Annotated in this window: 21 protein-coding genes; 12 read left to right on the top strand and 9 right to left on the bottom strand. The window is 65.7% G+C overall.

Annotated features, from left to right (window positions below; translation table 11 throughout):
* Nucleotides 1-88 precede the first annotated feature (88 nt).
* The 10 genes from ACMUJL_RS02490 to ACMUJL_RS02445 all read left to right on the top strand — a co-directional run bounded on the left by ACMUJL_RS02490 (nucleotide 89) and on the right by ACMUJL_RS02445 (nucleotide 11,733).
* Entirely contained in the window at nucleotides 89-3,511 is a 3,423-nt protein-coding gene (locus ACMUJL_RS02490; protein WP_416914103.1) for an indolepyruvate ferredoxin oxidoreductase family protein, read from the top strand.
* Nucleotides 3,512-3,642: 131 nt separating this feature from the next.
* A complete protein-coding gene (locus ACMUJL_RS02485; RefSeq protein WP_375574036.1) occupies nucleotides 3,643-4,521 on the top strand; it encodes a lysophospholipid acyltransferase family protein in 879 nt (292 codons plus the stop codon).
* Between the two features lie 28 nt (nucleotides 4,522-4,549).
* Nucleotides 4,550-5,365: a glutamate racemase gene (gene murI / locus ACMUJL_RS02480; protein WP_375570682.1), complete on the top strand. Its 816-nt coding sequence runs from the start codon at nucleotides 4,550-4,552 to the stop codon at nucleotides 5,363-5,365.
* 85 nt (nucleotides 5,366-5,450) lie between these two features.
* Nucleotides 5,451-6,479 (top strand): N-acetyl-gamma-glutamyl-phosphate reductase, encoded by a 1,029-nt coding sequence (gene argC / locus ACMUJL_RS02475; protein ID WP_375570684.1) that lies wholly within the window; start codon nucleotides 5,451-5,453, stop codon nucleotides 6,477-6,479.
* 48 nt (nucleotides 6,480-6,527) lie between these two features.
* Nucleotides 6,528-6,986 carry a cytochrome c maturation protein CcmE gene (gene ccmE, locus ACMUJL_RS02470; RefSeq protein ID WP_082896374.1) on the top strand — a complete coding sequence of 153 codons (459 nt, stop codon included), beginning with the start codon at nucleotides 6,528-6,530 and terminating at the stop codon, nucleotides 6,984-6,986.
* Between the two features lie 86 nt (nucleotides 6,987-7,072).
* A complete protein-coding gene (locus ACMUJL_RS02465; RefSeq protein WP_068292664.1) occupies nucleotides 7,073-7,684 on the top strand; it encodes a holin-associated N-acetylmuramidase in 612 nt (203 codons plus the stop codon).
* Entirely contained in the window at nucleotides 7,675-8,295 is a 621-nt protein-coding gene (locus ACMUJL_RS02460; protein WP_375570686.1) for a holin family protein, read from the top strand. Before ACMUJL_RS02465 ends, ACMUJL_RS02460 begins: the two co-directional genes overlap by 10 nt.
* A 124-nt stretch (nucleotides 8,296-8,419) precedes the next feature.
* The gene (locus ACMUJL_RS02455; RefSeq protein WP_375570688.1) at nucleotides 8,420-10,396 is read left to right on the top strand and encodes a heme lyase CcmF/NrfE family subunit; all 1,977 of its coding nucleotides are present in this window, start codon (nucleotides 8,420-8,422) and stop codon (nucleotides 10,394-10,396) included.
* A complete protein-coding gene (locus tag ACMUJL_RS02450; protein WP_068292659.1) occupies nucleotides 10,393-10,878 on the top strand; it encodes a cytochrome c-type biogenesis protein in 486 nt (161 codons plus the stop codon). Before ACMUJL_RS02455 ends, ACMUJL_RS02450 begins: the two co-directional genes overlap by 4 nt.
* A gap of 78 nt (nucleotides 10,879-10,956) precedes the next feature.
* Nucleotides 10,957-11,733: an enoyl-CoA hydratase-related protein gene (locus ACMUJL_RS02445; RefSeq protein ID WP_068292657.1), complete on the top strand. Its 777-nt coding sequence runs from the start codon at nucleotides 10,957-10,959 to the stop codon at nucleotides 11,731-11,733.
* Between the two features lie 74 nt (nucleotides 11,734-11,807).
* On the opposite strand, the gene ACMUJL_RS02440 is transcribed toward ACMUJL_RS02445, so the two are convergent.
* Together ACMUJL_RS02440 and gltX are read right to left on the bottom strand one after the other, a co-directional pair.
* Nucleotides 11,808-13,103 carry a citrate synthase gene (locus ACMUJL_RS02440; RefSeq protein WP_375570691.1) on the bottom strand — a complete coding sequence of 432 codons (1,296 nt, stop codon included), beginning with the start codon at nucleotides 13,101-13,103 and terminating at the stop codon, nucleotides 11,808-11,810.
* Nucleotides 13,104-13,184: 81 nt separating this feature from the next.
* A complete protein-coding gene (gltX, locus tag ACMUJL_RS02435; RefSeq protein WP_375570693.1) occupies nucleotides 13,185-14,588 on the bottom strand; it encodes a glutamate--tRNA ligase in 1,404 nt (467 codons plus the stop codon).
* A 47-nt stretch (nucleotides 14,589-14,635) separates the two neighbouring features.
* Between gltX and ACMUJL_RS02430 the strand changes: the two genes are divergently transcribed.
* A complete protein-coding gene (locus ACMUJL_RS02430; RefSeq protein ID WP_375570695.1) occupies nucleotides 14,636-16,714 on the top strand; it encodes a ComEC/Rec2 family competence protein in 2,079 nt (692 codons plus the stop codon).
* On the opposite strand, the gene lexA is transcribed toward ACMUJL_RS02430, so the two are convergent.
* The 6 genes from lexA to ACMUJL_RS02400 form a co-directional block, all read right to left on the bottom strand.
* The gene (gene lexA, locus ACMUJL_RS02425; protein ID WP_375570697.1) at nucleotides 16,708-17,439 is read right to left on the bottom strand and encodes a transcriptional repressor LexA; all 732 of its coding nucleotides are present in this window, start codon (nucleotides 17,437-17,439) and stop codon (nucleotides 16,708-16,710) included. The genes ACMUJL_RS02430 and lexA overlap by 7 nt on opposite strands.
* Nucleotides 17,440-17,552: 113 nt before the next feature.
* Entirely contained in the window at nucleotides 17,553-18,746 is a 1,194-nt protein-coding gene (gene glp, locus ACMUJL_RS02420; RefSeq protein ID WP_375570699.1) for a gephyrin-like molybdotransferase Glp, read from the bottom strand.
* Nucleotides 18,743-19,225, bottom strand: a complete 483-nt coding sequence (gene moaC, locus ACMUJL_RS02415) for a cyclic pyranopterin monophosphate synthase MoaC (protein ID WP_375570701.1) — start codon at nucleotides 19,223-19,225, stop codon at nucleotides 18,743-18,745. The genes glp and moaC overlap by 4 nt, the downstream gene beginning before the upstream one ends.
* Nucleotides 19,225-20,037: an indole-3-glycerol phosphate synthase TrpC gene (trpC, locus tag ACMUJL_RS02410; protein WP_375570703.1), complete on the bottom strand. Its 813-nt coding sequence runs from the start codon at nucleotides 20,035-20,037 to the stop codon at nucleotides 19,225-19,227. Before trpC ends, moaC begins: the two co-directional genes overlap by 1 nt.
* Nucleotides 20,037-21,056 carry an anthranilate phosphoribosyltransferase gene (trpD, locus tag ACMUJL_RS02405; protein WP_375570705.1) on the bottom strand — a complete coding sequence of 340 codons (1,020 nt, stop codon included), beginning with the start codon at nucleotides 21,054-21,056 and terminating at the stop codon, nucleotides 20,037-20,039. Before trpD ends, trpC begins: the two co-directional genes overlap by 1 nt.
* Nucleotides 21,053-21,634 (bottom strand): anthranilate synthase component II, encoded by a 582-nt coding sequence (locus tag ACMUJL_RS02400; protein ID WP_375570707.1) that lies wholly within the window; start codon nucleotides 21,632-21,634, stop codon nucleotides 21,053-21,055. The genes trpD and ACMUJL_RS02400 overlap by 4 nt, the downstream gene beginning before the upstream one ends.
* Before the next feature lie 245 nt (nucleotides 21,635-21,879).
* Here ACMUJL_RS02400 and ACMUJL_RS02395 point away from each other — a divergent pair, with 245 nt between their 5' ends.
* Nucleotides 21,880-23,583 (top strand): divergent polysaccharide deacetylase family protein, encoded by a 1,704-nt coding sequence (locus ACMUJL_RS02395; RefSeq protein ID WP_375570709.1) that lies wholly within the window; start codon nucleotides 21,880-21,882, stop codon nucleotides 23,581-23,583.
* Nucleotides 23,584-23,586: 3 nt separating this feature from the next.
* Here the strand turns inward: ACMUJL_RS02395 and ACMUJL_RS02390 are convergent, their stop codons facing one another.
* Entirely contained in the window at nucleotides 23,587-24,144 is a 558-nt protein-coding gene (locus ACMUJL_RS02390; RefSeq protein ID WP_068292638.1) for an rRNA large subunit pseudouridine synthase E, read from the bottom strand.
* Nucleotides 24,145-24,153: the final 9 nt, after the last annotated feature.

Below are 24,153 nucleotides of genomic sequence, written 5' to 3'. Positions count from 1 at the left end.
GTTGATAAAAAATAGCTTGGTAGGTCATTATTTGTGACCTAATATCACGTTATAGTAAAACAAGATCGCTCAGATGGGGAGATGCGCGATGACCCGGCAGGAAATCACTCTGAACGACAGGTTCGACCTCGAGAAGTCGCAGGTCCTTCTGAATGGAACACAGGCTCTGGTGCGGCTGATGCTGATCCAGAAGGCCCGCGACAAGGCGGCAGGGCTGAACACGGCCGGTTTCGTCACGGGCTATCGTGGCTCGCCCCTGGGGGCGGTCGACATGCAGATGAACCGCGCCGCCAAGCAGCTGGCCGCCGCCGATGTCACCTTCGAGGAAGGCTTGAACGAGGATCTGGCCGCAACCGCCCTCTGGGGCGCGCAGCAGGCGGAACTGCGCGGCGAGGGCAGGTTCGACGGGGTCTTCGGTCTTTGGTACGGCAAGGGTCCCGGCGTGGACCGTTCGGGCGACGTGATGCGCCACGCCAACATGGCGGGCACCTCGCGCCATGGCGGCGTGCTGATGGCGATGGGTGACGATCACACCGGCAAATCCTCGACCGTGCTGCATCAAAGCGAATGGGCCATGGTCGATGCCTACATGCCCGTGGTCAGCCCGGCAGGTGTGCAGGAAATCCTGGATTACGGCGTCTATGGCTATGCGCTGTCCCGGTTTTCGGGGCTTTGGGTGGGCCTCAAGACGATGAAGGACACGGTCGAGGCGACGGCGGTCGTGGATGGCCGTCCGGACCGCATGAGCCTGGTGATCCCCGAATTCGACATGCCCGAAGGCGGTCTGAACATTCGCCTGATCGACACGCCCCACGCGCAGGAAGCGCGGATGATCGATCACAAGCGTTTCGCCGCCGAGGCGTTTTCACACGCGAACAAGATGGACAAGCGCATCTGGGGCAAGCCCGGTGCGAAGATCGGTTTCGTCGCCGCTGGCAAGAACTGGCTGGACCTTGTGCATGCGCTGGCCCTGCTGAACATCGACGCGGCCGAGGCGGAACGCCTTGGCATCACGACCTACAAGATCGGCCAGACCTTCCCGCTGGACATGAAGGGCTTTCACGACTGGGCCGAAGGGCTGGACCTGATCGTCGTGGTCGAGGAAAAGCGCAAGCTGATCGAGGTGCAGATCAAGGAAGCTATCTTCGACGACCGCCATGGCCGCCGCGTCTGGGGCTGGCACAAGGGCGGCGGGGCAGGGTCCATGCATGGCGAGGAACTGTTCCCGACGCGCGGCGCGCTGGACCCGATCATGATCGCCGAAAAACTGGGCGGCATCCTGATCGACGAAGGGCGCAGCACTGACGGCATCAAGGCGGGCCTGTCCGCATTGGCCGATGCGCGGCGCAATGACAACGCGCAGGAACTGGCCTCGCGTCTGCCCTATTTCTGCTCGGGCTGCCCGCACAACACCTCGACCAAGGTGCCCGAAGGCAGCCGCGCCTATGCCGGTATCGGCTGTCACTACATGGTGCAGTGGATGGATCGCTCCACCATCGGCGCGACCCATATGGGCGGCGAAGGCGCAAACTGGATCGGCGAGGCGAAATTCTCGACCCGCGATCACGTGTTCCAGAACCTCGGCGACGGCACCTATAACCATTCCGGTATCCAGGCGATCCGCGCGGCCCTCGCCTCGGATGTGAACATCACCTACAAGATCCTGTTCAACGACGCGGTCGCCATGACGGGCGGGCAGGGCAACGAGGGGGGCCTCTCCGCGCAGCGGATCGTGGCCGAACTGAAGGCCATGGGCGTGCCCAATGTCGCCGTGGTCTATGACGAAAAGGAAGAGGTGGACCTGTCCAGCTTCCCGGCCAATGTCGAAAAGCACGAACGCGCCGATCTGCAGACCGTGCAGGAGAAATACGCCACGCTGAAAGGCGTGTCCGCCATCGTCTATGTGCAGACCTGCGCCGCCGAAAAGCGCCGCCGCCGCAAGCGGGGCAAGTTCCCCGATCCCGACAAGCGCGTCTTCATCAATACCGATGTCTGCGAAGGCTGCGGCGATTGCGGCGTGCAGTCGAACTGCGTGTCCATCGTGCCGGTGGAAACCGAACTGGGCCGCAAGCGGGCGATCGACCAATCCAGCTGCAACAAGGATTTCAGCTGCCTCAAGGGGTTCTGCCCGTCCTTCGTGACGCTGGAAGGGGCCACGCCCAAGAAAGCGGCAACCGCGGCGGTGGACCTGCCCGACATGGCCCTGCCCGTGCTGCCCGCCATCAACGGCACCTTCAACGTGGTGATCACCGGGGTTGGTGGCACCGGTGTCGTCACCATCGGTGCGGTGCTGGCGCAGGCCGCGCAGATCGACGGCAAGGGGGCGGGCATGATGGAAATGGCCGGCCTCGCCCAGAAGGGTGGCGCGGTGCATATCCATTGCCGTATCGCGGAACAGCCCGATGACATCAGCGCCGTGCGCGTGGCCACGGGTGAGGCAGATGCCCTGATCGGTGGCGATCTGGTCGTGTCGGCCGGGGCCAAGACGCTGGGCCTGACCCGCACGGGCCGCACGGGCGCGGTGGTCAACAGCCACGAGATCATCACCGGCGATTTCACCCGCAACACCGAATTCTCGCTGCCTTCCGACCGTCTTGCGCTGGCGCTGGAGGCGCGGTTGCAGGACCGGGTGATGCTGTTCGACGCATCAGAACTGGCGCGCGTGACGCTGGGCGACTCGATCTTTTCGAACATGATGCTGTTCGGGGCCGCATGGCAGCGCGGGCTGATCCCGCTGAGCCATGAGGCAATCGTGCATGCGATCAAGCTGAACGGTGCGGCGGTCGAAAAGAACCAGCGCGCCTTCGAACTGGGTCGCTGGGCCGCGCTTCATCCCGATCAGGCGGCAGGCATGCTCAAGCCCAAGGTGATCGAACTTCCGAAATCGCTGGAAGACAGGATCGCCTTCCGCACGGATCACCTTGTCGCCTATCAGGGCAAGCGGCTGGCGAAACGCTATCGCAAGATGGTCGACGGCATCAGCGATCCGCGTCTGAAAGAGGCGGTCGCCAAGGGCTATCACAAGCTTCTGGCCTACAAGGACGAATACGAGGTGGCGCGGCTTCTGCTGACCTCGCAGGAAAAGGCGGCCGAGCAGTTTGACGGTGATTTCCGCATGACCTTCCATCTGGCGCCGCTGATCATCTCGAAGACCGGCCCCGATGGTCGCCCGATGAAACGCACCTTCGGGCCATGGATGGCGCGGCCCTTGCGGGTTCTCACAAAGCTCAAGATGCTGCGTGGCACGCCGCTGGACATCTTCGGGCGCACCGAGGAGCGCCGGATGGAGCGCGCGCTGATCAGGCAGTATGAGGCCGACATGGCCGAGGTGCTGGCCAAGGTCACCCCGGAACGCATGGACGCCGCCGTGGCGCTGGCAGAACTGCCGCTGTCGATCCGGGGTTTCGGCCCGGTGAAACAGGCCAACGAGGTGAAAGCCGCGAAACGGCGCGAGGAATTGCTGGCGTCCTTCCGCGACCCCGGCAAGGGCATGGCGCAAGCCGCCGAGTGATCGGTCCCCAAGCCTGAATTGCCCTGCAACGCCCGCCCCTTGGCGGGCGTTGTCGTCTTGCCGTCACGCAACCGTCACAGTCCCGCGTCAGATTGCGCGCCAAGATCCCGCGCAGCCCGGAGCATGACAGCGTGACCACCCAATCCAGTATCGCCCGTGACATCAGCTATGCCCATTCCGCCAGCACCCGCAGCGGCCGCGCCCTGATCCGCCTGATGGAAAACGCCACCGGCCGCATCAGCCTGATCCGCCGCGCGCAAGGCTATGAGCAGGAGGTCGCGCAAGGCCGCGACTTCTGGCAGGTGATGGTCGACCGCTACGGCCTCAGCCTTGATGTGGTGGCGGGTAGCCTGGACCTGATCCCGCGCGATGGCCCGTTGATCGTGATCGCGAACCATCCCTACGGAATCCTCGACGGGTTGATGCTGGGCCATATCCTGGCGCGGACGCGGCCCGATTTCCGGATCCTGGCCCATCATGTCTTTTGCAAGGCGCCGGATCTGGCCCGCGTGATCCTGCCCATCTCCTTCGATGAGACGAAAGAGGCCGTGCAACTGAACCTTTCGACCCGCAAGACGGCGCTGGACTATCTGGCGCAGGGCGGTGCCATCGGGGTCTTCCCCGGCGGCACGGTGTCGACCGCCGTCACGCCCTTTGCGCAGCCCATGGACCCCGGCTGGCGCGGCTTTACGGCGCGGATGGTGGCAAAATCGGGCGCGACGGTCGTGCCCATCTGTTTCGACGGGCATACCAGCCGCCTGTTCCAGATCGCCAGCCACCTGCATTACACGCTGCGCATGGGCCTGCTGATCAAGGAATTCGCCAAGCGCTTGGACACGCCGGTCCGCGTCGCCATCGGCGCGCCGATCCCGGCGGACCAGATCGCGGCGCGCGAGGGCGAAAGCAAAGCAATGATGGATTTCCTGCGCAAAGCCACGTATGAGCTGTCTCCGACACCGCTTGAACCGGGAAACTACGGGTTCGAGTTCGAAGAGAAACACCGGGCGTGATCCGTCGCGCCCTCGCACCGGGCGCAGCATGGCAGTAGGGATTTTCGACAGTGGTCTTGGCGGGTTGACCGTTCTGGATGCGGTGACAAAGCGCCTTCCGGACGTGCATTTTGTCTATTACGGCGACAATGCCCATGCACCTTACGGGGTGCGCGATGCCGATGATGTCTACAACCTGACCAAGGCCGCCGTGGAATACCTGTGGCTGCATGGCTGCGATCTGGTGATCCTGGCCTGCAACACCGCCAGCGCCGCCGCCCTGCGCCGGATGCAGGAGGCGGGCGTGCCGCCCGGCAAGCGGGTTCTGGGCGTCTTCGTGCCGCTGATCGAGGCGCTGACCGAACGGCAATGGGGCGACAACTCGCCTCCGCGCGAAGTGGCCGTGAAACATGTGGCCCTGTTCGCCACCCCCGCCACCGTGGCCAGCCGCGCCTTTCAGCGCGAACTGGCCTTTCGCGCCATCGGCGTCGATGTCGAGGCGCAGGCCTGCGGCGGCGTTGTCGATGCGATCGAGGATGGCGACATGATCCTGGCCGAGGCGCTGGTACGCAGCCATGTGGACGCGCTCAAGCGCAAGATGCCACGCCCCGAGGCCGCGATCCTGGGCTGCACCCATTACCCGTTGATGCAGCAGGTCTTTCAGGACGCGCTGGGGGATGGTGTCCAGGTCTACAGCCAGGCGAATCTGGTGGCCGAAAGCCTTGCCGACTACCTTGCGCGCCGTCCCGAGATGCTGGGCAGCGGGCAGGAGGATGTGTTTCTGACAACGGGCGATCCGCGCCGCGTGTCGGACCGTGCGACGCAATTCCTGCGACGACAGATCACCTTTCGGTCGGCTGGTTGATCCCGGTCAAGGTTTCCGCTTCTCATGCGAATGATGATACACATAGCATCAGGCCATCGCGCCGGTGCGCATAAGGACAGACGACATGACGCATAACATCGCGATTCTGGGGGCTTCGGGCTATACGGGGGCGGAACTTGTTCGCCTGATCGCGACCCATCCCAACATGCGCATCACCGCGATGGGCGCCAATTCCAAGGCCGGGCAGGCCATGGCCGATGTGTTCCCGCATCTGCGCCACCTTGATCTGCCGGTGCTTCAGAAGATCGAGGAGATTGATTTCTCCGGCGTCGATTTGTGCTTTTGCGCGCTGCCGCATGCCACCTCGCAAGAGGTGATCCGCGACCTGCCGAAGTCGCTGAAGATCGTGGACCTGTCCGCCGATTTCCGGCTGCGCGACCCTGCGGAATACAAGCGCTGGTATGGCAATGACCATGCGGCACTGGAATGCCAGGCCGAGGCTGTCTATGGCCTGACCGAATTCTACCGCGACGAGATCCGCGCCGCGCGCCTTGTGGCGGGCACGGGCTGCAACGCCGCAACCGGCCAATACGCGCTGCGCCCGCTGATCGCGGAAGGCGTGATTGATCTGGATGACATCATCCTCGATCTGAAATGCGCCGTGTCGGGCGCGGGCCGCAGCCTCAAGGAAAATCTGCTGCATGCCGAACTCTCCGAGGGTTATCACGCCTATTCCGTGGGGGGCGTGCATCGCCACCTGGGCGAATTCGATCAGGAATTCTCGGCCATCGCGGGCCGGCCCGTGCAGGTGCAGTTCACCCCGCATCTGATCCCGGCCAACCGGGGCATTCTGGCCACGGTCTATGTCAAGGGCGACGCGGCGCGCATCCACGACGTACTGGCCCGCGCCTATGCGTCCGAGCCGTTCCTGCAGGTGCTGCCCTTTGGCCAGCACCCCAGTACCCGGCATATCCGGGGGTCCAACTTCTGTCATGTCGGCGTGGTGGCCGACCGGCGCGAGGGGCGCGCCATCGTGATCGCGGCACTGGATAACCTGACAAAAGGTAGCAGTGGACAAGCATTGCAAAATGCGAATCTGATGTTAGGTGAGGATGAGACCACGGGCCTGATGCTGGCCCCGTGTTTCCCGTGACAGGTCAGTCCTGATCCGCGGGACCCGAGGAGGAGACGCACAATGGCCATGAGTGGCTTGAAGAAGAAGCGCCGGATCCAGATCGTGGCCCTTGCGGCCGTGGCCTTGCTGATTTCGACGGGTCTGATCGGTTACGCGATGCGCGACGGGATCAATTTCTTCCGCGCGCCCAGCCAGATCATGGCCGAACCGCCCGGCCCGAACGAGGTGTTCCGGATCGGTGGCCTGGTCGAGGAAGGCAGCATCGTGCGCGGGCAGGGCGAACAGATCCGCTTCAGCGTCACCGATGGCGGCGCCAGCATTCCCGTGGTCTATACCGGCGTTCTGCCCGATCTCTTCAGCGAGAACGAAGGCATGGTCGGCACGGGCCGCTACATTGACGGTGTCTTTGAAGCCTCTGAAATCCTTGCCAAACATGACGAGACCTACATGCCGGCCGAAGTGATCGACGCGCTGAAGGAACAGGGTATCTACAAGGATCCCAAGGCCGAAGGCGCCGACAGCTGAACGGCGCGCAACAGCCGCGCGCCGTGTTTCACCGCCGTTAACCCCGATGCATCAGCCTGACCCGAACACACCGGGGAAAAGGCCGCATGCACAACGTCAGACAGATTGCAGAACAGATCGTCGCCCGGGAAGGCGGCTTCGTGAACGACCCCGCCGATCCGGGCGGCGCCACCAAGCATGGCGTGACCATCGGCACCCTGCGCCGGCTGGGGCTGGACCTGAACCATGACGGCGCGATCACCGTCGATGACGTCGAGGCGATGACACGCCCGCGCGCGGCCGACATCTTCATCCTGCATTACTTTCAGCGCCCCGGTCTGGACAAGCTGCCCCTCGGCATCCAGGCCAGCGTCTTCGACATGTATGTGAACGCGGGCGCCAATGCGGTGAAGATCCTGCAACGCCTGCTGCGCCAGATGGGACAACCGGTTGCCGTCGATGGTGTGGTCGGTCCCCAGACCATCGCCGCCGCCGAGGCCGCCCATGCGGCAGCCCCCGGCCATCTTGCCGATGCCTACGGGATCGCGCGGCGCAACTATTACCTGCGTCTGGCCGATCTGCGCCCCGCCAGCCGCAAGTTCGCCCGCAGCCGCAGCGGCGGCAAGGGCGGCTGGGTCCTGCGCGCCGAGGAATTCATTCATCCCCGCTATCACCTGAGTGCGGCGGAATTCGCAGCGAGGGTTGCACAATGGCATTGATCGACACGGTACTGGGCGCGGTCTTCGGCGGCGGGCGCAATGTCCTGCGCGAAACCGCCGAGGTCTTTCGCGAGAACGCGGAAGAAGGCGCAGGGCGCGACATTGCCTTGCGGCAGGCGGCCCTGGCGCAGTTCGGGGCCGAATTCGCGCTGGCCCGTCAGGGCTGGTATGATCGCGCGGTCGATGCGGCCAACCGGCTGCCGCGCCCGCTGATGGCTTTGGGCACGCTGGGCCTTTTTGTCTCGGCCATGGTCGATCCGGTCTGGTTCGCCAGCAGGATGCAGGGAATCGCGCTGGTGCCCGAACCGCTCTGGTGGTTGCTGGGGGCGATCGTGTCCTTCTATTTCGGGGCGCGTCATCAGGCCAAGGGGCAGCAATTCCAGATCCGCGTGGCGCAGAGCATGGCGCAGGTGCCGCGCGTGGTCGAAAACCTCAGGGCGTTGCAGGCGCTGGAAACGGGCGATGAGGTGCCCGTGCAAAACGCGGAAGGCAGGGGCCGCAACGTCGCGCAGGGCCTTGATGTGTCCGAAGGGGGCGAAAATCCCGCCCTGACGGATTGGCGCGATGTGCAAAGCACAGGGGTGCACGCTGACCCCTTGGGGGGGCGCTGATCCTGCCTTGCCCGCGCAAGCCGCGCCGCCGCTCTCCACCTGCGGCGCGAGGCCGCGACAATGTGAACACCGTGGAATACCGATTCCGTTTGGCCCGCTCCTGCCGAGGTTCTATAATAGGGGCATGATTACAGAGCTCGGACATTTCGCCCTCATCCTCGCCTTCCTCGTCGCCTGCGTGCAGGCGGTGGTGCCCATGATCGGCGCGCACAAGCGCTGGCCGGGGTGGATGGCCATGGCAGAACCTGCCGCCAACGCCCAGTTCATGCTGACGGCGGTGTCCTTCGGGGCGCTGACCTATGCCTTCGTGACCTCGGATTTCTCGGTCGCGCTGGTGGTGCAGAACTCGCATTCGCTCAAGCCGATGATCTACAAGATCAGCGGTGTCTGGGGGAACCACGAAGGCTCGATGCTGCTGTGGGTCCTGATCCTGACACTGTTCGGCGCGATGGCCGCATGGTTCGGGGGCAACCTGCCACCCACGCTGAAAGCGCGGGTGCTGGCGGTCCAGTCCTCTGTCGCCGTGGCGTTTTTCGCCTTCATCATCTTCACGTCGAACCCGTTCCTGCGCATGTCGGTCCCGCCCTTCGACGGGCAGGACCTCAACCCGCTGCTGCAGGATCCGGGCCTCGCCTTCCATCCCCCCTTCCTCTACCTCGGTTACGTGGGGCTGAGCCTGACGTTCTCCTTCGCGGTCGCGGCACTGATCGAGGGGCGCGTTGACGCCGCATGGGGCCGCTGGGTGCGTCCCTGGACATTGCTGGCCTGGCTCAACCTGACCATCGGGATAGGCCTTGGCAGCTGGTGGGCCTATTACGAACTGGGCTGGGGCGGTTTCTGGTTCTGGGATCCGGTCGAGAACGCCAGCTTCATGCCCTGGCTGCTGGCCGCGGCGCTGCTGCATTCCGCCATCGTGGTGGAAAAGCGCGAAAGCCTGAAAAGCTGGACCATCCTGCTGGCGATCATGGCCTTCGGCTTTTCGCTGATCGGCACCTTCATCGTACGCTCCGGCGTGATCACCAGTGTGCATGCCTTCGCCAACGACCCCGAGCGTGGCGTCTTCATCCTGATGATCCTTGGCTTTTTCATGGGTGGCGCACTGACCCTGTTCGCAGCCCGCGCCAGCGCGATGGAAGCCAAGGGCGTGTTCAGCCTTGTCAGCCGCGAAAGCGCGCTGGTGATGAACAACATCCTGCTGGCCGTGTCCTGTTTCGTGGTCTTCATCGGCACGATCTGGCCGCTGATCGCCGAGATGCTGTTCGATCGCAAACTGTCAGTGGGCCCCCCTTTCTTCGACATGGCCTTCACCCCCTTCATGGTGGTGCTGGGGGCGATCCTTCCCATCGGGGCCATGATGCCGTGGAAACGCGCGGACATGGGCCGGACCTTCCGCCCGCTGATCCCGGCCTTCATCCTGGCCGTTTCCATCGGGTTGCTGGCCTTCGCGATCCAGACGGGCCGCTCGGCCCTTGGGCCGGTGGGCATGTTCCTGGGGTCCTGGCTGGTCTTCGGTGCCATGGTCGATATCTGGTCGCGCACCGGACGTGGCGCGTTTGCAGGCCGTCTGTCGCGCCTGACCCGCCTGCCGCGCGCCGACTGGGGCAAGACGGTGGCCCATTCCGGGCTTGGCGTGACCATGCTGGGCATTTCGGGTCTTCTGGCCTGGCAGCAGGAAGATATCCGCGTCGTACAGTTCAACGAACCTTTCGAGGTGGCGGGTTTCACCCTGACGCTGACCGATGTGCAGCGGATCGAGGGACCGAACTTCATCTCGACCATGGGATGGGTGGATCTGGCCCGCGACGGTCAGGCAATCGCCACGCTGAACCCCGAGAAACGGTTCTACCCCGTGGCGCAGATGCCCACGACCGAAGCCGCGATCGACATCGGCTTCTGGCGTGACGTCTATGTGGTGATCGGCGATCCGCAGGCCAATGGCGGTTGGGCCGTCCGGACCTATTACAAGCCTCTGGCCAACTGGATCTGGGGCGGGGCGATCCTGATGGCGCTTGGCGGCATGCTCAGCATCAGCGACCGGCGTTTCCGCGTGGCCGCAGGGGCCGCAAAGCGCACCCCCGTCAGCGGGGTCCCCGCGGAATGACACGTCTTGCACTGAGCCTGTGGCTGGCCTTGGCCATGCTGGGGCCACTGGCCCCCTTCACCGCCACGCAGGCCCTGGCCGTGCTGCCGGACGAAATCCTGGCGGACCCGGCCCTTGAGGCGCGCGCCCGCGAACTGTCGCGGGGCCTGCGCTGCATGGTGTGCAGGAACGAAAGCATCGACGAATCGAATGCCGAACTGGCCCGCGACATGCGCATCCTTGTGCGTGAACGGCTGACCGCCGGGGACAGCGATCAGGAAGTGGTCGAATTCATCGTGGACCGCTACGGCGAATACGCGCTGCTGAAACCGACCACTGGCGGCGCGAACTGGCTGCTCTGGGCGGCGGGACCCCTCATGCTGTTGCTGGGCCTTGGGGTCGGTATCGGCTATCTGCGCACCCGCCAGGCCGCGCCCGAGCTTGGGGCGGGCAGCCTCAGCGACGAGGAAAAGGCCAAGCTCAGCAAGATTCTCGAGGACTGACGCGGGGTTTGACCTTTTCCTTGTGATCCGCTGCGGTAAGGTATCGCCAAGAGGCGGAGACAAGGAAAGGCCGATCCCATGCAGTATCAGACCATCACGCTGGACATCACCGATGATGTTGCGGTGCTGACCCTCAACCGCGCGGACAAGATGAACGCGCTGAACACCCAGATGCGGGCCGAGATCGCCGATGCCGCGCGCCAGGCGGGCAAGGATGCGCGGGTGCTGGTGCTGACAGGGGCGGGGCGGGCCTTCTGTTCGGGGCAAGACCTTAGCGATCGGGCCAATGCGGCCAATCTGGACATGGAGCGGACGCTGCGGGACGAATACCTGCCCATGCTCAAGGCGATCTATGACTGCCCGATCCCGACGATCAGCGCCGTGAATGGCGCGGCTGCCGGGGCAGGTGCCAACCTTGCCCTTGCCGCCGATGTGGTGATCGCCACGCAAAGCGCCTATTTCCTGCAGGCCTTCACACGGATCGGTCTGATCCCTGATGCGGGCGGCACCTATTGGATGACACGCCAGATGGGGACAGCCAAGGCCATGGGGGCCGCGCTGTTCGCCGACAAGATCAGCGCAAGCCAGGCCGATGACTGGGGCCTGATCTGGGAGGCCGTGGCCGATGACGCGTTCGAGGCCACATGGCGTGCCCGCGCCGCACATCTGGCGAAAGGGCCGACCGTGGCCTTTGCCCATGTGAAACAGGCGATCCGCGGCAGCTGGGACAATAGCCTCGAGGATCAGCTGGCCATGGAAGGCCGCTTTCAGGGGACCTGCGGCAAGACCCGCGATTTCAAGGAAGGCGTTCTGGCCTTTCTGGAAAAGCGTCCCGCCAGTTTCGAAGGGCGCTGAGACGCCCGGCCACAGCCTGATCCGAAACGCGAAACGGCGCCCCAAGGGGCGCCGTTTCCAATTCTGCAAACCACTTAGCGGTTTTCGATATCCACGTAATCGCGGGTGGTTTCACCCATGTAGAGCTGACGCGGGCGGCCGATCTTCATCTGCGGGTCGCCGATCATCTCTTTCCACTGGCTGACCCAGCCGACGGTGCGCGACAGCGCGAAGATCGGGGTGAACATCGATGTCGGGAAGCCCATCGCCTCGAGGATGATGCCCGAATAGAAATCGACGTTCGGGAACAGCTTCTTCTCGATGAAATAGGGATCGTTCAGTGCCACATGCTCCAGCTCCTTGGCGACCTGCAGCAGCGGGTTGTCATGGACGCCCAGCAGCTCAAGCACCTCGTCCGCGGACTGCTTCAGCACCTTGGCGCGCGGGTCGGTGTTCTTGTAGACCCGGTGGCCGAAGCCCATCAGGCGGAAGGGATCGTTCTTGTCCTTCGCGCGTTCGATGAATTCGGGGATGCGGTCCACGGTTCCGATCTCACGCAGCATTTCCAGGCAGGCCTGGTTCGCGCCGCCATGGGCCGGACCCCAGAGGCAGGCAATCCCAGCCGCGATGCAGGCAAAGGGGTTCGCCCCCGAGGACGAGGCCAGGCGCACGGTCGAGGTCGAGGCGTTCTGCTCGTGATCGGCATGCAGCGTCAGGATACGGTCCATCGCGCGGCTGACGATCGGGTTCACGTGATAGGTCTCGGCCGGGACCGAGAAGCACATGTGCAGGAAGTTCGCCGCGTAATCCAGATCGTTGCGCGGATAGACGAAGGGCTGGCCGATCGAATACTTGTAGGCCATCGCCGCAATCGTCGGCATCTTGGCGATCAGGCGGATCGAGGCGACCTCGCGCTGCCAGGGATCGTTGACGTCCAGCGAGTCGTGGTAGAAGGCCGACATCGCGCCGACCACGCCCACCATCGTGGCCATCGGATGCGCGTCGCGGCGGAAGCCACGGAAGAAGTTGTGCATCTGCTCGTGGATCATCGTGTGACGCGTCACGCGTGTCTCGAAATCCTCAAGTTCCGCCGAAGAGGGCAGTTCGCCGTAAAGCAGCAGGTAGCACACTTCCAGGAAATGCGATTTCGACGCCAGCTGGTCGATCGGATAGCCGCGATGCAGCAGGATGCCCTCATCCCCGTCGATATAGGTGATGGTGCTGTCGCAGCTGGCGGTCGAGGTGAATCCGGGATCGTAGGTGAACACGCCGGCCTGACCGTAAAGCTTGCGGATGTCGATCACGTCGGGGCCCGCCGTCGGCGTGAACATCGGCAGCTCGATCGTCTTCCCATCGAAGCTGAGCGTCGCTGTCTTGCTGGATGTCGTCATTTTAGTCCCTTCCTCACTGGCTCTTCCCGCAGATCGGGTAGGCCTTTCTCGTCTGTACGGCTGAAGAAGGTGTTAACCATCTCAGGCCGCGGCATCTACCAGGCGGGCAAGGCTTTCCTCGCGCCCGAGCACCAGCATCATGTCGAATACGCTCGGCGTGGCGCTACGCCCCGACAGCGCCGCCCGCATGGGGCCCGCCAGCTTGCCGAAAGTCATCCCCTGAGTCTGTGCAAATTCGTTCAGGACGTGTTCAAGATCGCCCCGCGTCCAGCTAGCATTTTGCAAATGCGGCGTCAATTCTTTCAGTATACCACGGAATACATCGGTAAGGTGCTCCGCCGCTTTCGGTTCGGGCACAATGGGCCGCTCGGCCAGAATAAAGGCAGCCTTGTCAAGCAGTTCGATGTAGGTCTTCGCGCGTTCCTTGAGTTGGGGCATCGCTGCGAAAAGCATCGCTTTCTTGTCGGCCGGCAAGGCGGGCCGGTCCGTTGCGGCGATGAAATCCAGCAGCTCATGCAGCAGTGCGGCATTTTCCGTGGTCGCGATGTGCTGGCCGCAGATATTGTCTAGTTTCTTGAAGTCCAGCCGCGCGGGCGACTTGCCGATTCCCGTCAGGTCGAACCAGTCGCGCGCCTGCGCATCCGTGAAAACCTCGTCATCGCCATGGCTCCAGCCCAGACGCGCCAGGTAGTTGCGCATCCCCGACGCGGGATAGCCCATGGCCTGGTATTCCTCGACCCCCAGCGCACCGTGACGCTTGGACAGTTTCTTGCCATCGGGGCCGTGGATCAGCGGGATATGCGCCCAGACCGGCACGGTCCAGCCCATGGCGTGATAGATCATCATCTGGCGCGCGGCATTGTTCAGGTGGTCATCGCCCCGGATCACATGGGTCACGCCCATGTCATGGTCATCGACCACCACCGCCAGCATGTAGACAGGTGTGCCATCGCCCCGCAGCAGCACCATGTCATCCAGCTGGTCATTGCGGATCACGACGCGGCCCTGCACCTGGTCCTCGATCACGGTTTCGCCCTCTTGCGGGGCCTTGATGCGGATCACGAATGGCATGTCCGTGGGATGGGTCGCGGGATCGGCCTCGCGCCAGGGGCTGCGGAACAGGGTGGAGCGACCGGCGGCGCGGGCCTCTTCGCGAAAGGCTTCGATCTCGTCCTGGGTGGCAAAGCACTTGTAGGCGCGCCCTTCATCCAGCAGTTGCCGCGCCACATCGGCGTGACGGCTGGCGCGGGCGAACTGGCTGATCGCCTCGCCGTCATGGTCCAGGCCCAGCCAGGACAGGCCCTTGAGGATCGCCTCCGTCGCCTCGGGGGTGGAGCGTTCGCGATCCGTATCCTCGATCCTCAGCAGGAATTTTCCGCCGCGCCCCCGCGCATAGAGCCAGCTGAACAGAGCCGTGCGCGCCCCGCCAATATGCAGGTAGCCGGTAGGAGAGGGCGCAAAACGGGTCACGACGGGGGAGGACATCAGCGGACTTAACCTTTCGGTAACCAAGGCGGGAGTAGCCTTGCCGCATGTCTAGCGATGCGCACAGCGGGGGGCAAGAGTTGCGGATCACCGCCGCACTTTCGCGCATCCTCGCGACGCAGCGCGGCGCCCTTCTGCCATGGGCGCCGGTTTTTCTGGCCATCGGGATCGGGGCCTATTTTTCGCTGCAAACCGAGCCGTCGGTCATGCTTCTGTCGACCTTGGGGGGGCTGGCCCTGGCGGGGGGCTGGATCGCATCGCGCCTCGGGCCTGTGTCGGCCCCCTTTCTGTGGGCGCTTGTCCTGGTGGCGGCGGGTGTCGCGCTGGCCGGCGCGCGGGCGCATCAGGTGGCAGGTCCCCAGATCGGGTGGCGCTACTATGGCCCCATCGAGGGGCGGATCGTCGGCATCGACCGATCCGCCTCGGATGCGGTGCGGATCGTGCTGGACCGGGTCGTTCTGAGGGACATCGCGCCGCAGGATACGCCCCTGCGGGTGCGCCTGTCGCTGCATGGGGATCAGGATCACTTGCGCCCCTGGCCGGGGCAGGTGGTCATCACGACGGGACATCTGTCGGTTTCGAACGGGCCGGTCGAGCCGGGCAGCTTCGATTTTCGCCGCCATGCCTGGTTCCTCAAGCTGGGGGCGGTCGGATATGTCCGCAGCCCGGTTCTGCTGCTGCGCCCGCCTGATGGCGGGCAGCCGGTCTTCACGGCGCGGATGTGGCTTTCGGCGCGTGTGCAGGACAGCCTTCCCGGCGAGGTGGGCGCCTTTGCGGCCGCCGTCATGGCCGGGGACCGTTCGGGCATGGGGCAGGACACGCTCGAGGCGCTGCGCGTGTCGAACCTTGCGCATCTTCTGGCCATCTCGGGCCTGCATATGGGGCTGTTGACAGGATTCGTCTTTGGCCTGTTCCGCCTGATCCTGGCCGCGGTTCCGGTGGTGGGGCTGCGTGTCCCTGCCAAGAAGCTGTCGGCCGCGCTGGCCTTGGTGGTGGCGGCGGGATACCTTGCGCTATCGGGCGGCAACGTGGCGACCGAACGGGCCTTCGTGATGGTGGCGGTTGTCCTTGTCGCGGTGATCTTCGACCGCCGCGCCCTGACGCTGCGCGCCGTTGCGGTGGCCGCCATGATCATCCTGACCCTGCGCCCCGAGGCGTTGATGGGCCCCGGTTTCCAGATGTCCTTTGCCGCGACCACGGCGCTGGTGGCGGTGTTCGCCTGGATCCGAGAGGCTGGCCTTCCGCGCCTGCCAGGCTGGCTGAAGCCGGTCGCGGCAGTGGTCGTGTCATCCGGGGTGGCGGGGCTGGCGACCGCACCGCTGGGGGCTGCGCATTTCAACCAGTTCGCCCATTACGGGCTGATCGCCAACCTGCTGAGCGTGCCGCTGATGGGGGCGCTGGTGATGCCCGCTGCGGTGCTGGCCGTCTGCCTTCTGCCCTTCGGGCTTGAGGGGGCGGCCCTGTGGATCATGGGGCAGGGGTTGGGCTGGATCCTTGGCGTGGCGCATTTCGTGACCGGGCTGGAGGGGGCGCGCGGCACCATCGTGACGCCACCGGCCGTTGTGCTTCCGATGATGGCCCTGGGCGCGCTTGTGGTGATGCTCTGGCAGGGATGGGGGCGGATCATGGGGGTGCCGGTGGTTCTGGCGGCACTGCTGATCTGGACAGGTGCCCAGCGTCCCGCGATCCTGATTGCCGGCGATGGCGGGCTTGTCGGGGTGATGACCGCGCAGGGGCGCGCCCTGAGCCGCGCCAGCGGCGCGGGCTTCGTCGCGCAGAACTGGCTGGATCATGACGCCGATAACGCGCCGCAAGCCGATGCCGCTGCCCGCTGGCCGCAAACCATGCCCCTTTTCTTCAGCGAAACCGGTCAATTGATCCATCTGCGGGGCAAGGCCGCCGCCGATCCGCAATGCGGTCCCGATGACTGGCTGGTGATGGATCGCGTGGCCCCGCCGGGACTGCCGTGCAAGGTGTTCGACCTGCGCAGCCTGAGGGGGACCGGTGCGCTGGCCGTCATGCCCCGCGGCGACGGCTACCGCATCTTGACGGTCCGTGACCGGACCGGCGCGCGGTTGTGGAACACGGCGCCGCGTACCGGCAGGCGGGCGGACCCTGATCAATAGGTGCGGATCAGCCCGACCAGACGACCCTGCACCTTGACCATGTGATCCGGGTAGACGCGGGTCTCATAGGCCGGGTTCGCGGCTTCCAGCGCGATCGTGTTGCCACGCCGCATGAACCGCTTGAGGGTGGCCTCCTGATCCTCGACCAGGGCGACGACGATATCGCCATTGTCCGCCACGGATGTTTCACGGATCACCACCACATCGCCATCGTTGATCCCGGCCTCGATCATGGAATCGCCGCGCACTTCCAGCGCGTAGTGATCGCCGCGCCCGCTGAGCATGGTCGTGGGCACCGTCACCGAATGCGAGACATGGCTGATCGCTTCGATCGGCACACCGGCGGCGATGCGCCCCATCACCGGCAGTTCCATCGCCTCGATCGTCTGGACGGGCATGGCGCGGGCGGGGGGCGGGCTGTCGGGGCGGTCACCGTCGATCACACGGGGCGCAAAGCCGCCGCTTGGCGCGGTATCGGCCTGGGCGCGTGCAGCATGTTTGTCGGCCAGCGCATCGGGCAGTTTCACGATCTCGATCGCGCGGGCCCGGTGCGCCAGGCGGCGGATGAACCCACGCTCTTCCAGCGCGGTGATCAGCCGGTGAATGCCCGATTTCGACCGCAGGTCCAGCGCCTCTTTCATTTCGTCGAAGGAGGGCGGTACGCCGTCGCGGTTCAGACGGGTCTGAATGAAATCCAGCAGATCAAGTTGCTTGCGGGTCAGCATCGGGTCGGTCCCTCCGGATCGGGCACGGGGATCGGCCATGGCCATGCCGTGCGAAACGTTTCATTTCGCTTTTGTTCTGCCATTGTTCCCGTTTTGTGTCAACACCCAAGGGTTCAGGGCAGGTGGGGCAGAACCTCGACCAGATCGCCCGCCGCCCTTGGTCCGTCATGGGGCGGCCGGATCAGCAGGGCATTCGCGCCGACCAGCACCGTCAGAAGCGCGCTGTCCTGACGGTCATGGGCCGTCACGGTACGGCCTGTTCCGTCCTCGGCCAGACGGGCCCGCATGTAATGGGCGCGCGGGCCGTTGGCCTCCAGCGGGGCGGCCAGGCGGGCGCGCAGCACGGGCGGCAGCGCATCGGGCAGGCCCAGCATCGCGCGCAGCATGGGCAGGACGAACAGATGCCCGCAGACGATCGCCGAGACCGGGTTGCCCGGCAGGCCCAGATAGGGTGTTCCATCCCCGAAGGCGCCCGCGATCAGCGGCTTTCCGGGGCGCATCGCGATCTTGTAAAAACTCTGCCGCAGCCCGAAACGGGTCGCCACTTGCGCCACAAGATCATGATCCCCGACCGAGGCGCCACCGATCGTCACGATCAGATCCGCGCCCATGGCCATCTCGTAGACCGTCATGAGCGAGGCCTCGTTGTCGCGCGCGATGGGCAGCAGGCGCGCGCGGCCGCCGGCCGCCTCGATCATGGCCTTCAGGGCAAAGAGGTTCGAGGCGATGATCTGATCGGGGTTCGGTGTCTCGCCCGGCATGACCAGCTCGTCGCCCGTGGCGATGATCGCGACCTCGGGCTTGCGGGTCACTTCAAGGTGGCCCGCATTCATGGCCGCCAGCAACGCCAGGTCCGAATGGCCCAGTTGCCGGGGTGCCGGAAGTTTGAAATCGGACGCGAAATCAGCACCTTCCGGGCGGATATTCGTGCTGGTGTCCAGTCGGTCGCCCAAGGTGATGCGGGTACCAGAGCGGGTCACGTCCTCCTGGATGACGACACGGGCGGCACCGGCGGGCACCGGGGCACCGGTAAAGATGCGCACCGCCTCGCCGGGATTGACCTGTCCGCCCCAGCCATGACCGGCGGCGGCTTCGCCCACCACCGCAAGCACCGCGCCGGGGTGGCAATCCTCGGTCCGCACCGCATAGCCATCCATGGCCGATGCTGCAAACGGGGGCTGCGCGCGCCCCGCCGCGACAGATTCTGCCAATACACGGCCCGCCGCGTCCTTCAGCGGGACGGTTTCAGACGCCAGTTGACGCACCAGCGCCAGGCAAAGGGTCTGGGCTTCGGCGACGCTGATCATTCAGCCTGATACCTTCCGGACTTGCCGCCATCCTTCAGGATCACCCGGATGCCGCCGATCTCCATCGCCTTGTCCACGGCTTTCGTCATGTCGTATACGGTCAATGCGGCGGTGCTGACGGCGGTCAGGGCCTCCATCTCGACGCCGGTCTGGCCGGTGGTCTTGACCGTGGCCTCGATCCGTACGCCGGGCAGGTCCGCGTCCAGCGTCAGATCGACCGCGACCTTGGTGATGGGCAGCGGGTGACACAGCGGGATCAGCTCGGCCGTCTTCTTGGCGCCCATGATGCCCGCAAGGCGGGCAATGCCCAGCACATCGCCTTTCCTGGCGCGGCCCGCGCTGATGATCTCGAAAGTGTCTGGCGCCATCCGGATCCAGCCCTCGGCAACGGCCACGCGCGACGTCACGGCCTTGTCCGAGACATCGACCATATGGGCCTGGCCCTGGGCGTCGAAATGCGTCAGATCCTTGCCGGCCATCACTTGGCCCCCGGCGTCAGCGGGTTGGCCAGCAGGCTGCGCGTGGCCAGTTCCACATCATCCTGACGCATCAGGCTTTCACCGATCAGGAAGCAGCGCGCGCCATGCATCGCCATGTCGGCCAGGTCCTGCGGTGTCGACAGCCCGCTTTCGCAGACCAGCATGCGGTCGGCCGGCACCCGCTTGGACAGGATGCGCGTGGTATCAAGCGTCGTCTCGAAGGTGTTCAGGTTGCGGTTGTTGATCCCGATCATCCGCGATGACAGCAGCGTCGCGCGTTCCAGTTCGGGCAGGTCATGCACCTCGATCAGCGCATCCATGCCCCAGTCATGGGCGGCCGCTTCAAGCTCCTGCGCCTGGGCGTCACTGACCGAGGCCATGATGATCAGGATGCAATCGGCCCCCAGCGCACGCGCCTCGGCGACCTGGTAGGGGTCATACATGAAATCCTTGCGCAGCACCGGCAGATCGCACGCCGCCCGCGCGGCGCGCAGATAGTCTTTCGCGCCCTGGAAACTGGGCGTGTCCGTCAGCACCGAAAGGCAGCTTGCCCCACCCGCCGCATAGGCCTGCGCCAGGGCGGGCGGATCGAAATCAGGACGGATCAACCCCTTAGAGGGGCTGGCCTTCTTGATCTCGGCAATCAGCCCGTAGCCGGTGCGCGAGGCGGCATGCAAGGCCTCTGCGAAAGGGCGCACGGGATCCGCGGCGCGGGCTTCGGCTTCGATGTCCGCAAGCGGTTTGGCGGCCTTGTCAGCGGCCACTTCCGCCAGCTTGTAGGCTTTGATGCGATCCAGGATCGTTTCGCTCATCATGTCTCCGATGTCAGTCTGGCGAGGGCTGCCAGTTTTTCGCCCGCAGCCCCGCTATCGATGCTTTCGCGCGCGCGGGCAACCCCGTCGCGCAGATCATCGGCCTTGCCCGCGACGGCAAGGGCCGCCGCCGCGTTCAGCAGCACCGCGTCGCGATAGGCCCCCGGCGCCCCCGCCAGCAGCGCGCGCAGCGCCGCCGCGTTTTCCTGCGGCGTGCCGCCGATGATGTCCTCGAACGGATGCACGGGCAGGCCGAAATCCTCGGGGTGCAGTTCCACCTCGCGGATCGTGCCGTCATCCTCAAGTGCCGCGACCCAGGTCAGGCCGGTGATTGTCATCTCGTCCGTGCCATCCGAGCCATGCACCAGCCACGCGCGTTCGCTGCCCAGTTGGCCCAGCACCTCGGCCATGGGGCGGATCAGGTCGCGCCGGTAGGCGCCGGTCAACTGGCGCTTGACCCCGGCGGGGTTGGTCAGCGGACCCAGGATGTTGAAGATCGTCCGCGTGCCCAGTTCGGTGCGCGTGGGGCCCACATGGGCCATCGCGGGGTGATGCATCGGCGCCATCATGAAGGCGATACCACAGGCATCCAGCGCCTTTTCAACGACTTGCGGGCCGACCATCACCTGGATTCCCAGTTGCGTCAGCGCATCGGCCGCGCCTGACTTGGAACTCAGGTTGCGGTTGCCGTGCTTGGCGACCGGCACGCCTGCCCCCGCCACGACAAAGGCCGTCGCGGTCGAGATGTTCAGCGTGCCCATTCCGTCGCCGCCCGTGCCCACGATGTCCATTGCCCCTTGGGGCGCGCGCACCGCATGGCATTTGGCCCGCATCACGGCGGCGGCGGCGGCATATTCCTCGACCGTTTCGCCGCGCGTGCGCAGCGCCATCAGCAGACCGCCGATCTGGCTGGGGGTCGCCTCGCCCTCGAAAAGGATGGTGAATGCGGCCTCGGCCTCGGCCCGCGAGAGCGGGCGATCGGCGGCAAGGCCCAGCAGCGGTTTCAGCGCGTCACTCATGCCGGCACTTTCGTCAGATCCAGGAAATTGCGCAGCAGGTCATGCCCGTGCTGCGAGGCGATGGATTCGGGATGAAACTGCACGCCCTGGATCGGCAGCTCGCGGTGCTGCAGCCCCATGATCGTGCCATCCTCCAGCCAGGCGGTCACCTCGAGGCAGTCGGGCAGGCTCTCGCGTTCGACCACCAGCGAGTGATAGCGCGTGGCCTCGAACGGGTTGGGCAGACCCGCGAACAGACCCTTTCCCGCATGGTGCATCACGCCCATCTTGCCATGCACGATCTCGTGGCAGCGTACGACGCGACCGCCAAAGGCCTGGCCGATGGTCTGATGGCCCAGGCAGACCCCCAGAAGCGGGGTGCGCGTCTCGGCGGCGGCGGCGGTCAGCGCAAGGCAGATCCCCGCCTGATCAGGATCGCAGGGGCCGGGGGACAGGATGATGCCCGCCGGGTTCATCGCCATCGCCGCCTGCACATCCAGCGCGTCATTGCGGCGCACCGTGATATCCGCGCCCAGGTCGCCCAGATAATGCACCAGATTATAGGTGAAACTGTCGTAGTTATCGATGAGCAGCAGCATCTGGCCTATCTTTTCCGTTTCGGGGCTGGAGGCCCGCACCTTGGTCGCGGTATACTTGTTCAGGCTTGCGCCGGAGCGTCAAGGGGCGTGGCCCATATTGCGTCCCGAACCGGACGGCGCCTTGGGTGTTCACGACCCGGGCCGGGCAGGCAAGATGGCGGGCAGCAGGGCAGGTACAAGGGCAGGCCGGAACGCGACAGGGATCGCAGGACGCGGCAAGAACGGCGGGCAGAAGGGGCAGATCGATGGCAAAAGGGTTTATTCGTGGGGTCCTTGCGGGGACGGCGGTTTCGGTGGTCGGTGTCTCTGCGCTGTCGATTCTCTCGGGGCTGCAGCCCGCTGACATGTCGGACGCGGCAGCCCCGGCCGATCAGGTGGCATCGGCGCCACCGGTTGCGACAGAACCGGTGACGGCACCCGTTGAACCGCCCGCCGCTGCGCCCGCGCCGGTGACGGCACCCGCCGACACCACTGCCGCTGCGCCTGGCACCGCGCCCGACACACCGCCGGAAACGGGGCAGGTGACTGTGCCCGCCGGCAGCGGCTTCACCGCCGGGCGCGACGACAGGCAGGCCTTGTTGCCGGCCCCCGATGCGGCACCCAGTCCGGCGCCTGTTCAGACGCTTGAGCCTGCCGCGCCACCGGCCAATCCTCCCTTGCCGCGCGCCGATCGCGATCCGGCGGCGCAACCGCAGACGGATCAGGCGGCCACGGCAATGCCCGCGCCCAGCCTGGCCACCGATACGCCCGTTATCGCGGCCTTGCCCGCGACCTCGGGCGATGGTGCCAGCCCCCGCAGCACCGTCGCCCCGACCGAGCCGCAGCAACCCGCCGGTCGCGACACCGCAGTCATGCCCGTGGCCCCCGAGGTCGCAACCCAGCCCGCCCAACCCGATCAGACCCAGGCAGCAGCCGATCCCGGCCCCACGCAGATGACCGTGCCGCGTGAGGATGCGGTGGTCGATATCAGCCCCCGCGCCGAGGCCGGATCCCCGCCCGCGCGAACGGCCGTGCTGGCGCCGCAAGACAGCCCGCGTCGCCAACCCTTGCCGGTGATCGAACCTGCACCCCCTGCGGTCCAACCCGATCAGACCGCGCCCACAGCGCCGGTCGCCGTCCAGGATATCAATCCCGTGCTCCGCCCCCGGATCGGCACGCCCGCAACCTCGCTGGTGGACCGCCCCGCACCGGGCGAGGCAGGCGCCGGGAATGACATCGCGCTGCGCGGCCCCGCCGACGGCAGCGCCAGCCCGCTGCGCGCCAACGCCTTGCCCTTTGACGACAACGACACGCGCCCGCGCCTGTCCATCGTGCTGATCGACCGGGGCGACAGCGGGCTTGGTCCCGATGCGCTGGCCGGTTTTCCCTATCCGCTGACCATCGCCATCGACACCACGCGTCCCGACGCGCCCGAAGCCTCGGACCGGTACCGCCGCGCGGGATTCGAAGTGCTGGCCCTGGTTGACCTGATGCCCGGCTCGACCGCGCAGGATGCCGAAATCGCGATGGAGGCGTCGCTTGCCGCCGTGCCCGAGGCCGTGGGCGTTCTGGAAGGCGATGCAACCGGGCTGCAATCCAGCCGCGAGCTGTCGGATCAGGTCTCGGCCATCCTGGGGCAGCGCGGCTACGGGTTGGTCATGCTGCCGAACGGGTTGAACACGGCCCAGAAGATGGCGGCCAAATCGGGCGTGCCCTCGGCCACGGTGTTCCGCGACTTCGATGGTGCGGGGCAGGACGCCGCCGCGATTCGGCGCTTTCTGGATCAGGGGGCCTTCAAGGCCGGTCAGCAGGCCGAGGGTCTGCCTGCGGCAGGCGAGGGGGCTGGCGTGATCATGATCGGTCGCCTGCGGCCCGAGACGATCTCGGCCCTGCTGCTGTGGGGTCTGCAGGACAGGGCGCAGCGCGTGGCGCTGGCCCCCGTCTCGGCGGTGCTGCAAGCGGCAGAATGATCCTTACGCCAGCGGCGCGTCGCGCCACTGGCCAGGGGCCAGATCGCCCAGTTGCCAGGGTCCGATGCGGACCCGGATCAGGCGCAACGTGGGATGACCCACATGTGCGGTCATGCGCCGGACCTGGCGGTTGCGCCCCTCGCTGATCGTCAGTTCGATCCAGCTGTCAGGCACTGATTTGCGAAACCGCACCGGCGGGTTGCGTGGCCAGATCCAGCCGGGTTCGGGCACGGCGCGCACCTTTGCGGGGCGCGTGGGCCCGTCATTCAGAACGACACCGGCCCGCAGCGCCGCAAGCGCCGCCTTGTCGGGGATGCCTTCGACCTGTGCGAGATAGGTCTTTTCCTGCTTGTGACGCGGATCGCTGATCCTTGCCTGCAGCTTGCCGTCATCGGTCAGCAGAAGCAGCCCCTCGCTGTCGCGATCCAGCCGCCCTGCGGGATAGACGCGCGGGATGTCGATGAAATCCGACAGGGTGGCGCGCGGACTGTCCGCGCTGCCGCGATCGGTGAACTGCGACAGCACGTCGAAGGGCTTGTTGAACAGGATCAGGCGCGTCATGGCGGCAAG

Origin of the sequence: Seohaeicola sp., from assembly GCF_048006315.1 — a bacterium.
Taxonomy (GTDB): Bacteria; Pseudomonadota; Alphaproteobacteria; order Rhodobacterales; family Rhodobacteraceae; genus Seohaeicola.
The sequence above is the reverse complement of the archived record's forward strand: the minus strand, read 5'-3'. Positions and strand labels throughout refer to the sequence as shown.

Coding starts and splice junctions, on each gene's coding strand:
- ACMUJL_RS02490 (WP_416914103.1), top strand. CDS start 89: ATGACCCGGCAGGAAATCACTCTGAACGACAGGTTCGACCTCGAGAAG.
- murI (WP_375570682.1), top strand. CDS start 4,550: ATGGCAGTAGGGATTTTCGACAGTGGTCTTGGCGGGTTGACCGTTCTG.
- argC (WP_375570684.1), top strand. CDS start 5,451: ATGACGCATAACATCGCGATTCTGGGGGCTTCGGGCTATACGGGGGCG.
- ccmE (WP_082896374.1), top strand. CDS start 6,528: ATGAGTGGCTTGAAGAAGAAGCGCCGGATCCAGATCGTGGCCCTTGCG.
- ACMUJL_RS02465 (WP_068292664.1), top strand. CDS start 7,073: ATGCACAACGTCAGACAGATTGCAGAACAGATCGTCGCCCGGGAAGGC.
- ACMUJL_RS02460 (WP_375570686.1), top strand. CDS start 7,675: ATGGCATTGATCGACACGGTACTGGGCGCGGTCTTCGGCGGCGGGCGC.
- ACMUJL_RS02455 (WP_375570688.1), top strand. CDS start 8,420: ATGATTACAGAGCTCGGACATTTCGCCCTCATCCTCGCCTTCCTCGTC.
- ACMUJL_RS02450 (WP_068292659.1), top strand. CDS start 10,393: ATGACACGTCTTGCACTGAGCCTGTGGCTGGCCTTGGCCATGCTGGGG.
- ACMUJL_RS02445 (WP_068292657.1), top strand. CDS start 10,957: ATGCAGTATCAGACCATCACGCTGGACATCACCGATGATGTTGCGGTG.
- ACMUJL_RS02440 (WP_375570691.1), bottom strand. CDS start 13,103: ATGACGACATCCAGCAAGACAGCGACGCTCAGCTTCGATGGGAAGACG.
- gltX (WP_375570693.1), bottom strand. CDS start 14,588: ATGTCCTCCCCCGTCGTGACCCGTTTTGCGCCCTCTCCTACCGGCTAC.
- ACMUJL_RS02430 (WP_375570695.1), top strand. CDS start 14,636: ATGTCTAGCGATGCGCACAGCGGGGGGCAAGAGTTGCGGATCACCGCC.
- lexA (WP_375570697.1), bottom strand. CDS start 17,439: ATGCTGACCCGCAAGCAACTTGATCTGCTGGATTTCATTCAGACCCGT.
- glp (WP_375570699.1), bottom strand. CDS start 18,746: ATGATCAGCGTCGCCGAAGCCCAGACCCTTTGCCTGGCGCTGGTGCGT.
- moaC (WP_375570701.1), bottom strand. CDS start 19,225: ATGGCCGGCAAGGATCTGACGCATTTCGACGCCCAGGGCCAGGCCCAT.
- trpC (WP_375570703.1), bottom strand. CDS start 20,037: ATGAGCGAAACGATCCTGGATCGCATCAAAGCCTACAAGCTGGCGGAA.
- trpD (WP_375570705.1), bottom strand. CDS start 21,056: ATGAGTGACGCGCTGAAACCGCTGCTGGGCCTTGCCGCCGATCGCCCG.
- ACMUJL_RS02400 (WP_375570707.1), bottom strand. CDS start 21,634: ATGCTGCTGCTCATCGATAACTACGACAGTTTCACCTATAATCTGGTG.
- ACMUJL_RS02395 (WP_375570709.1), top strand. CDS start 21,880: ATGGCAAAAGGGTTTATTCGTGGGGTCCTTGCGGGGACGGCGGTTTCG.
- ACMUJL_RS02390 (WP_068292638.1), bottom strand. CDS start 24,144: ATGACGCGCCTGATCCTGTTCAACAAGCCCTTCGACGTGCTGTCGCAG.